This window comes from Thalassobacter sp., assembly GCF_982993085.1.
Genome location: NZ_CEZFMW010000132.1, coordinates 1 through 9,216 on the forward strand (window position 1 = coordinate 1; position 9,216 = coordinate 9,216).

The 9,216-nt window shown below is 53.6% G+C and carries 10 protein-coding genes and 2 pseudogenes; 4 read left to right on the forward strand and 8 right to left on the reverse strand.

The features are described from left to right. Window positions 1–134: 134 nt before the first annotated feature. From AC4GMC_RS15755 to AC4GMC_RS15765, 3 genes are all read right to left on the reverse strand, one after another. Window positions 135–746 (reverse strand): recombinase family protein, encoded by a 612-nt coding sequence (locus tag AC4GMC_RS15755; protein ID WP_488082161.1) that lies wholly within the window; start codon window positions 744–746, stop codon window positions 135–137. A gap of 140 nt (window positions 747–886) precedes the next feature. Beyond that, window positions 887–1,282 (reverse strand): hypothetical protein, encoded by a 396-nt coding sequence (locus AC4GMC_RS15760; protein ID WP_490391472.1) that lies wholly within the window; start codon window positions 1,280–1,282, stop codon window positions 887–889. A 47-nt stretch (window positions 1,283–1,329) separates the two neighbouring features. Continuing rightward, window positions 1,330–2,226: a RepB family plasmid replication initiator protein gene (locus AC4GMC_RS15765; RefSeq protein ID WP_488082165.1), complete on the reverse strand. Its 897-nt coding sequence runs from the start codon at window positions 2,224–2,226 to the stop codon at window positions 1,330–1,332. A 389-nt stretch (window positions 2,227–2,615) separates the two neighbouring features. On the opposite strand from AC4GMC_RS15765, the gene AC4GMC_RS15770 reads away from it, so the two are divergent. The 3 genes and pseudogenes from AC4GMC_RS15770 (at window position 2,616) to AC4GMC_RS15780 (ending at window position 4,146) form a co-directional block, all read left to right on the forward strand. Next, complete coding sequence (locus AC4GMC_RS15770) at window positions 2,616–3,356, forward strand: hypothetical protein (RefSeq protein WP_488082164.1); 741 nt, start codon at window positions 2,616–2,618, stop codon at window positions 3,354–3,356. Between the two features lie 539 nt (window positions 3,357–3,895). Next, a pseudogene (locus AC4GMC_RS15775) lies at window positions 3,896–3,973 on the forward strand (integrase core domain-containing protein); the annotation flags it as partial. Next, a complete protein-coding gene (locus tag AC4GMC_RS15780; RefSeq protein ID WP_488082163.1) occupies window positions 3,970–4,146 on the forward strand; it encodes a hypothetical protein in 177 nt (58 codons plus the stop codon). The pseudogene AC4GMC_RS15775 and the gene AC4GMC_RS15780, both read left to right, overlap by 4 nt. Window positions 4,147–4,272: 126 nt before the next feature. Here the strand turns inward: AC4GMC_RS15780 and AC4GMC_RS15785 are convergent, their stop codons facing one another. From AC4GMC_RS15785 to AC4GMC_RS15805, 5 genes and pseudogenes are all read right to left on the reverse strand, one after another. Next, window positions 4,273–5,112, reverse strand: coding sequence for a hypothetical protein (locus AC4GMC_RS15785; RefSeq protein ID WP_488082162.1), 840 nt, complete (start codon window positions 5,110–5,112; stop codon window positions 4,273–4,275). After that, window positions 5,105–5,215: pseudogene (locus AC4GMC_RS15790) on the reverse strand (YbjQ family protein); the annotation flags it as partial. The pseudogene AC4GMC_RS15790 and the gene AC4GMC_RS15785, both read right to left, overlap by 8 nt. Window positions 5,216–5,633: 418 nt before the next feature. After that, window positions 5,634–6,245, reverse strand: coding sequence for a recombinase family protein (locus tag AC4GMC_RS15795; RefSeq protein WP_488082161.1), 612 nt, complete (start codon window positions 6,243–6,245; stop codon window positions 5,634–5,636). 140 nt (window positions 6,246–6,385) lie between these two features. After that, the gene (locus tag AC4GMC_RS15800; protein WP_490391472.1) at window positions 6,386–6,781 is read right to left on the reverse strand and encodes a hypothetical protein; all 396 of its coding nucleotides are present in this window, start codon (window positions 6,779–6,781) and stop codon (window positions 6,386–6,388) included. A gap of 47 nt (window positions 6,782–6,828) precedes the next feature. Beyond that, window positions 6,829–7,725 (reverse strand): RepB family plasmid replication initiator protein, encoded by an 897-nt coding sequence (locus tag AC4GMC_RS15805; protein WP_488082165.1) that lies wholly within the window; start codon window positions 7,723–7,725, stop codon window positions 6,829–6,831. A 389-nt stretch (window positions 7,726–8,114) separates the two neighbouring features. On the opposite strand from AC4GMC_RS15805, the gene AC4GMC_RS15810 reads away from it, so the two are divergent. Then, window positions 8,115–8,855, forward strand: coding sequence for a hypothetical protein (locus tag AC4GMC_RS15810; protein ID WP_488082164.1), 741 nt, complete (start codon window positions 8,115–8,117; stop codon window positions 8,853–8,855). The last annotated feature ends 361 nt before the right edge of the window (window positions 8,856–9,216 follow it).

Below are 9,216 nucleotides of genomic sequence, written 5' to 3' on the forward strand. Positions count from 1 at the left end.
GGTGGTGCACTCAATCTTCAATGCGTTTACGGAAATTCCTCATTAATTTTCCGACATCTCACGCGCGCGCGAGGAACCCTGATCTCCGATAAGGCGCATCGGGTGTCTTTTCCAGCTGAGCGCAGGATCGTACGTTATGCGGCCAGAACGCGTTTTCCGTTTTCGCGGAGGTCTCCGTTAGGACCGACATAACGGTAAATGGTGACAGGTTTGACCCCGAGCTCCTTGGCTAGCTGTGCGACTGAAGTATCGCGGTTCGACATGGCCGCCTGCGCAAGGCGTACCTGGGCTTTGGTCAGCGCGAATTTACGCCCCCCTTTTCGCCCTCTCGCCCGGGCTGCCTTAAGGCCTGCGACGGTGCGCTCGCGGATCAGTTCCCGTTCAAATTCTGCCAAGGCTGCAAAGATGCCGAATATCAATCGCCCCGCAGCGGTGGTGGTGTCGATCTGCGCCCCTTGTCCCGTGAGGACGCGGAGGCCGATCTCGCGATCGGTCAGTTCCTGCACAATTGTCACCAGGTGTTTGAGGTCGCGGCCGAGGCGGTCTAGCTTCCAGACAACCAGGACGTCACCTTTGCGCAGAGCCTTGAGGCACGCATCGAGGCCTGGCCGGGTGTCGCGCTTACCTGACGCCTGATCTTCGTAGATGCCGTCGGCTGCCACGCCTGCTTCGATGAGCGCGTCTTGCTGCAGATCGAGGGATTGGCTGCCATCGGCTTTCGAGATCCGGGCGTATCCTATCAGCATGGCTTTATCTTATACGTTCGTTTGTGATGCGGTTGATCGCGGTCTTTCATTCTGAGCTCTCAGTAAATCTTAATCTGTATTTCAATCAAAGGTACACAAACGATCTATACGGTTCATGATAACCTCCAACTAGGTTTTAGTTACCACTGCCACCAGCGACGTCGTGGTTTTGCATCCGGTGGCGGCAACATCCGGCGCACATCATCAAGATGACGCTCTAGCATTGCAGTTTTCTCACGCTCGGCATCAAGCGCCGCTTCTGCACGGGCAAGACGCACGGCTATGTCCTGATCGTCAGGTTTGGCGTTGTGGCCTAGGGGGGGCTCAGGGGGTGTCTCAGTGCGGTTCGGTTGGTCCGGCTTAGTCCGGATCGATGGTCGCGGCTCATACACGCGAGCAAGTTCAGCGGTATCAATGCGCCAATGTCCGACGTCTGTTTTCTCGGCGCTTATAGTACCGTTAGACAAAGCCTTCATCAGTGTTGCTCGGCTCACATGGTAAGCCTTCACAGCCTCTCTTGGCGATAGTTTAGGCATCTGGTCCACCTGTTTTATAGGCCGGTTTTGGTTCGGATCACTGCGGTTCATTCACTTGGTTCACTGGTCCGGTCTAGGCCGCGCGCATTGGCAATGCTCTCAGCGAGGCGGTGGCGCTCTTGTGCCATTGTTTCCACCAGTCCATCGCGGCGTGCAGTTCGACCAACACGCGGGCGGTCCAACTCCCGTTGCGTATCAATTAAGTCGGACGTTGCCTTGCGGCCCCACGCCAGACGTACACCCACGACACGACGGCCACGTTTGAGCGGCGTATAGGCTGCGGTGAAGCCTGCCAGCTGATTGATTTCAGCAACTGCGCGATCTATGGCAAAGCGGCGCAAATCTTGCCAACGGCGAAAGGTTCCATCCGGCACTCCCAAGATGTCGCGCAGTTCATCGAGGCTTACATCTTCAGACGTTTGGCGACGGTTAACACGCAGGCCGATATGAAGGTACAAGCGCAATGAATACTTGCTCTCAAAGGCTAACACAGCGCGGCGGGACACAGCGGCCCAATGGGTACTATCGCCAATGACACGACGCATGGCTGGCGAAAACTCAAACCTGATCTCAGCATCGTCCAGGCTATCGGGCTCCCGTTCAACATCGCTCAGTATAGGCCCGCTTTTGACGTAGGGACGGCCTTTGCGGCTCACCAGCTGCACCGAAACGATTGTGCAGTGCAATTCAGACACGGCAGCGGCTAGTTCATCGCGGCTCTTGTGAAAAGTCTCATTTAGGGTGGCGTAGGGAATCCGGTGCTGCACCTGGTCGGCAACGGCTATTCCGGCCTGTTGGATTAGCAGACAAAACAGCTTGGCGGCGCGCAGGCTTAGAGCATCGCCAGATGTAAAGCGCATGTCGGCAACCTCACCAGCGGCGACAATCGCGTCTGGATCTGGGCGGTGCATTTTCACTGCATCTAGGGTCGTCAGTTTCGCCATAGGTGAAGGCTAAAGGTGAAGGCTCACCTAGACAACTCACCTGACCCGCGATTGCTCACCTTTCACCCGCGATTGCTCACCTTTCACCCGCGATTGCTCACCCTAGGCCCGCGATTGCTCACCTTCAGGGGTCTTTTTGTGTTTTATAATAAATACTTAACGACCATCGAAATAGAAATAAGGAAATAAGAAATAAAGACAGCCTGTGGATAACTTTCTCAAAGACCGTGAAAGCACAAACGAAAAAGACTTGCGTCTAACGCAACATGATGTGTTTATTCGCAATATTGGGAACAAAATACACAATATATTGCGCCCATTCCGATTTTTACCTAACATTGCTCTGAATATGACGTTTCTGGCGAAGAGCATATAAGGCAAAAATTGTTATGCGGCATGAATTACTTGAACAGAAAACCACACAGCCTGTCTTTACCGACGTAAGCGGAAAATCCTGCCTAGTAGGTAATACCAACACGTTCACCCGCTATACCCTCACGAAACAATTACCAGTAGGGACGCAAGCTCGCATGATGCGGGCAGCGGCGTTTTCTCAAGCTCTCGGGCATCCAGTAAACGCGCTTTTGACCATTAACGCAGCCCATCTTCAACGCATAGGCGAGGGTGGTGTTTTTGGCCTGGGTCATTTGTGGGATGGATTTCAAGTGCTGCTCGAATTGCTCAGGAAATGGATTACTACGCGCAGTGTTGTCTGGGCCGTTATCTGGTCCCGTGAGTGGTCACAGAAGGGCATCAACGGGCAAGCTGGTGAACATTGGCATATAGGACTTCACCTGCCAAAACACTTTCATGCAGATTTCGCAGCACAGACCGCGGAATGGACAGGTCAGAATATTGGTACAGTATCACCATCGGCACGGGATTCGGCGGTCTCTGAGCACCGCGCATGGCATCTCAGTGTGAAGCATGGTCCTGGTGGTCCTGAATGCCTTGCAGCCTACCTTGGCAAGGCTGAGCCTAGCGCAATTAAACGATATGGACGGCGCGGCCCTAATCCTTACAAGCCACGGCGGGACAAAATCGGTGGCAATGGTCCGATTGAAGGCAAGCGATTTCACATCTGCAAAACTATTGGACCAACTGAACAGATGCGTGCTCAGTATGTGTAGATCATTGGCCACATGCGGCCCTTTGAGCGGCCCACTTGGATTTTCTTGCATCCTGTGTGGAAAATCAAAAGACGGCCTCTCAGCGGCCCTCTCACGGCCTCTCAGGGCTATTTGAAAAACAATCAGAAGGTTTCAAAATGCCATCAGGCGGCAAACGGGCAGGGGCAGGACGCCCAGTAGGGTCTCAGAATGTCGACACGGCAGCATCACGGCAGGCCCTAGCAGATCTAGCATCGGGTCATGTGGGGGCCGCGTTGGAGGCTCTCGCAGACATCGCAATCAACGGTCGCAGTGAAGCGGCTAGGGTGTCAGCCGCATGTGCTATCTTGGACCGATGTTATGGACGACCACGTTCAATGCCGTTCTCGGCGCCCCTAATCGGTGTTCAAGAAACGGACCTAATGGATCAATTCAGCGGAGATTTCTGACATCTCATTGCAAGTCCTAGGGCCTTGGGTCCTGACAGACGGTTGATCTGCGGGGACGCGTAGACCCTTGAGGTAGGTTAGCGAGAGCAAACGACAAAGGGGGGTGGTATAAAAGCCCAAAACCTGATCGAGCAATGGCGCATCCACTACAACACGGTCAGGCCACACAGCTCGTTGGGGTATAGGTGACCTGCACCGGAAAGCGTCGTACCGATGGATCACAGACCGACAATGCACTAACAATCAAACCGCACCACCTAATGGGGGCACGCCATGTCTACATGTGCAATCTCTTCATCAAGCTGGCCAACGGTCACCTCGCCCACGGCATCGACGCCCTGGTGCTTTGGGCCGATACCTAACAAGACAAGGGGGCAAAAGGACCTCGTCTCGTAGACCCTGAAGAGATACCGACCGCCTTTCGCATCAACCAGCCACAACAATGTGCAACTGATAAATCAATGGGGCGTGGCTGCCGCATAAATTGGTTAGCGTATTCTCATCGTACTTGGATCAAATGTCATTTTCAGTTCTTTCCAATGCTCGTATTTTTCTGGTGGTAAGGGCACACCGCGCGCAGTACACCGCAAAATGGCCCTCCGTGCCGCCTCGTATGATTGGCGCGCTGTTGCTTCTGAGCCCCCCTCAAACCCAGCTAAACGCAGAGAGCCTGCCACAGGCGTGCCATCGGGATTAAGGGCAAAGGCAACCGTCACAGCAGTGTTCATCCAAACAGCGCCCGGGTCTACACTCCAACAACTACTGATTGAAGTGTTCAATACATCTAGTTCTGCACCTGTCATTGGCGGGACAAATTCGGCAGGTGAAATGTCAGAAGCTAACGATTTTTTCAATATTTCATGTTCAGCTTGTAAGCTCTCATATGCTTTGAGTGTGGTCGCAAGCTCATGATTTACGGCAGCTAACCGCTCCAGCGCACTGCTGATATTGTCGTCCAGTTTTGGCTGGATTATGGTTAACACCTCGGACACGCTGTCAAAAATATCGAAGCAATCTAGTGTTAAATGACCGTATTCGGACAGCCCATTAAGCACCCAAGAGTTATCGCTTTTCTCATGAAGGTACCATACATCCCCAGAAGCAGTCTCTTCATATCTCCATCCAGTATCTGTGGGTTTAACTTCTCCCGTAGGTTCGCTTGCAGCCTTCCATTCGCCATTTGTTTCAAACAGCACAATCGGAGAAGATAAATCCGCGCAAATGAAGGGTCTAACTCCATTCATAAGTTGCCCATCGGCCTTCGTGAGTGTTGCTGAGCACAAAAAGGACAGGATCAGTCCGACGGGTAGCATTAGACTTCTAAACATGGTCGGTTTCCTCAATCAAAACAGCAGTACCGCTCATCACCATCATCACCATAGAACAAGCTGATGACAATTCTACATAGTTCAAGTCAATTCCTACCACTGCGTTAGCGCCTACCCCGTATCACCCGAAGGCCACCGTCGAAACTCCGCTGCGTGCTGCGGAATTCTAGCCGCACACGGCCGTCGAAATCGACCCGATCTGCCTGCTGCAAGCCTGCACCCTCTGGGTGATCCATCAAACACGCCCCGTCGCAACCTCCGACATCATAATTTATCTCGGAAATGACGCGTTCACGACAGCAAAATTAGTGAGTTATTTGGGGAATGTGGGATAAATGCTTGAGGGAGGGGGCATCTTGTATCTCTAACCAGGCACAAGCACGACCGGGTGGTGCACTCAATCTTCAATGCGTTTACGGAAATTCCTCATTAATTTTCCGACATCTCACGCGCGCGCGAGGAACCCTGATCTCCGATAAGGCGCATCGGGTGTCTTTTCCAGCTGAGCGCAGGATCGTACGTTATGCGGCCAGAACGCGTTTTCCGTTTTCGCGGAGGTCTCCGTTAGGACCGACATAACGGTAAATGGTGACAGGTTTGACCCCGAGCTCCTTGGCTAGCTGTGCGACTGAAGTATCGCGGTTCGACATGGCCGCCTGCGCAAGGCGTACCTGGGCTTTGGTCAGCGCGAATTTACGCCCCCCTTTTCGCCCTCTCGCCCGGGCTGCCTTAAGGCCTGCGACGGTGCGCTCGCGGATCAGTTCCCGTTCAAATTCTGCCAAGGCTGCAAAGATGCCGAATATCAATCGCCCCGCAGCGGTGGTGGTGTCGATCTGCGCCCCTTGTCCCGTGAGGACGCGGAGGCCGATCTCGCGATCGGTCAGTTCCTGCACAATTGTCACCAGGTGTTTGAGGTCGCGGCCGAGGCGGTCTAGCTTCCAGACAACCAGGACGTCACCTTTGCGCAGAGCCTTGAGGCACGCATCGAGGCCTGGCCGGGTGTCGCGCTTACCTGACGCCTGATCTTCGTAGATGCCGTCGGCTGCCACGCCTGCTTCGATGAGCGCGTCTTGCTGCAGATCGAGGGATTGGCTGCCATCGGCTTTCGAGATCCGGGCGTATCCTATCAGCATGGCTTTATCTTATACGTTCGTTTGTGATGCGGTTGATCGCGGTCTTTCATTCTGAGCTCTCAGTAAATCTTAATCTGTATTTCAATCAAAGGTACACAAACGATCTATACGGTTCATGATAACCTCCAACTAGGTTTTAGTTACCACTGCCACCAGCGACGTCGTGGTTTTGCATCCGGTGGCGGCAACATCCGGCGCACATCATCAAGATGACGCTCTAGCATTGCAGTTTTCTCACGCTCGGCATCAAGCGCCGCTTCTGCACGGGCAAGACGCACGGCTATGTCCTGATCGTCAGGTTTGGCGTTGTGGCCTAGGGGGGGCTCAGGGGGTGTCTCAGTGCGGTTCGGTTGGTCCGGCTTAGTCCGGATCGATGGTCGCGGCTCATACACGCGAGCAAGTTCAGCGGTATCAATGCGCCAATGTCCGACGTCTGTTTTCTCGGCGCTTATAGTACCGTTAGACAAAGCCTTCATCAGTGTTGCTCGGCTCACATGGTAAGCCTTCACAGCCTCTCTTGGCGATAGTTTAGGCATCTGGTCCACCTGTTTTATAGGCCGGTTTTGGTTCGGATCACTGCGGTTCATTCACTTGGTTCACTGGTCCGGTCTAGGCCGCGCGCATTGGCAATGCTCTCAGCGAGGCGGTGGCGCTCTTGTGCCATTGTTTCCACCAGTCCATCGCGGCGTGCAGTTCGACCAACACGCGGGCGGTCCAACTCCCGTTGCGTATCAATTAAGTCGGACGTTGCCTTGCGGCCCCACGCCAGACGTACACCCACGACACGACGGCCACGTTTGAGCGGCGTATAGGCTGCGGTGAAGCCTGCCAGCTGATTGATTTCAGCAACTGCGCGATCTATGGCAAAGCGGCGCAAATCTTGCCAACGGCGAAAGGTTCCATCCGGCACTCCCAAGATGTCGCGCAGTTCATCGAGGCTTACATCTTCAGACGTTTGGCGACGGTTAACACGCAGGCCGATATGAAGGTACAAGCGCAATGAATACTTGCTCTCAAAGGCTAACACAGCGCGGCGGGACACAGCGGCCCAATGGGTACTATCGCCAATGACACGACGCATGGCTGGCGAAAACTCAAACCTGATCTCAGCATCGTCCAGGCTATCGGGCTCCCGTTCAACATCGCTCAGTATAGGCCCGCTTTTGACGTAGGGACGGCCTTTGCGGCTCACCAGCTGCACCGAAACGATTGTGCAGTGCAATTCAGACACGGCAGCGGCTAGTTCATCGCGGCTCTTGTGAAAAGTCTCATTTAGGGTGGCGTAGGGAATCCGGTGCTGCACCTGGTCGGCAACGGCTATTCCGGCCTGTTGGATTAGCAGACAAAACAGCTTGGCGGCGCGCAGGCTTAGAGCATCGCCAGATGTAAAGCGCATGTCGGCAACCTCACCAGCGGCGACAATCGCGTCTGGATCTGGGCGGTGCATTTTCACTGCATCTAGGGTCGTCAGTTTCGCCATAGGTGAAGGCTAAAGGTGAAGGCTCACCTAGACAACTCACCTGACCCGCGATTGCTCACCTTTCACCCGCGATTGCTCACCTTTCACCCGCGATTGCTCACCCTAGGCCCGCGATTGCTCACCTTCAGGGGTCTTTTTGTGTTTTATAATAAATACTTAACGACCATCGAAATAGAAATAAGGAAATAAGAAATAAAGACAGCCTGTGGATAACTTTCTCAAAGACCGTGAAAGCACAAACGAAAAAGACTTGCGTCTAACGCAACATGATGTGTTTATTCGCAATATTGGGAACAAAATACACAATATATTGCGCCCATTCCGATTTTTACCTAACATTGCTCTGAATATGACGTTTCTGGCGAAGAGCATATAAGGCAAAAATTGTTATGCGGCATGAATTACTTGAACAGAAAACCACACAGCCTGTCTTTACCGACGTAAGCGGAAAATCCTGCCTAGTAGGTAATACCAACACGTTCACCCGCTATACCCTCACGAAACAATTACCAGTAGGGACGCAAGCTCGCATGATGCGGGCAGCGGCGTTTTCTCAAGCTCTCGGGCATCCAGTAAACGCGCTTTTGACCATTAACGCAGCCCATCTTCAACGCATAGGCGAGGGTGGTGTTTTTGGCCTGGGTCATTTGTGGGATGGATTTCAAGTGCTGCTCGAATTGCTCAGGAAATGGATTACTACGCGCAGTGTTGTCTGGGCCGTTATCTGGTCCCGTGAGTGGTCACAGAAGGGCATCAACGGGCAAGCTGGTGAACATTGGCATATAGGACTTCACCTGCCAAAACACTTTCATGCAGATTTCGCAGCACAGACCGCGGAATGGACAGGTCAGAATATTGGTACAGTATCACCATCGGCACGGGATTCGGCGGTCTCTGAGCACCGCGCATGGCATCTCAGTGTGAAGCATGGTCCTGGTGGTCCTGAATGCCTTGCAGCCTACCTTGGCAAGGCTGAGCCTAGCGCAATTAAACGATATGGACGGCGCGGCCCTAATCCTTACAAGCCACGGCGGGACAAAATCGGTGGCAATGGTCCGATTGAAGGCAAGCGATTTCACATCTGCAAAACTATTGGACCAACTGAACAGATGCGTGCTCAGTATGTGTAGATCATTGGCCACATGCGGCCCTTTGAGCGGCCCACTTGGATTTTCTTGCATCCTGTGTGGAAAATCAAAAGACGGCCTCTCAGCGGCCCTCTCACGGCCTCTCAGGGCTATTTGAAAAACAATCAGAAGGTTTCAAAATGCCATCAGGCGGCAAACGGGCAGGGGCAGGACGCCCAGTAGGGTCTCAGAATGTCGACACGGCAGCATCACGGCAGGCCCTAGCAGATCTAGCATCGGGTCATGTGGGGGCCGCGTTGGAGGCTCTCGCAGACATCGCAATCAACGGTCGCAGTGAAGCGGCTAGGGTGTCAGCCGCATGTGCTATCTTGGACCGATGTTATGGACGACCACGTTCAATGCC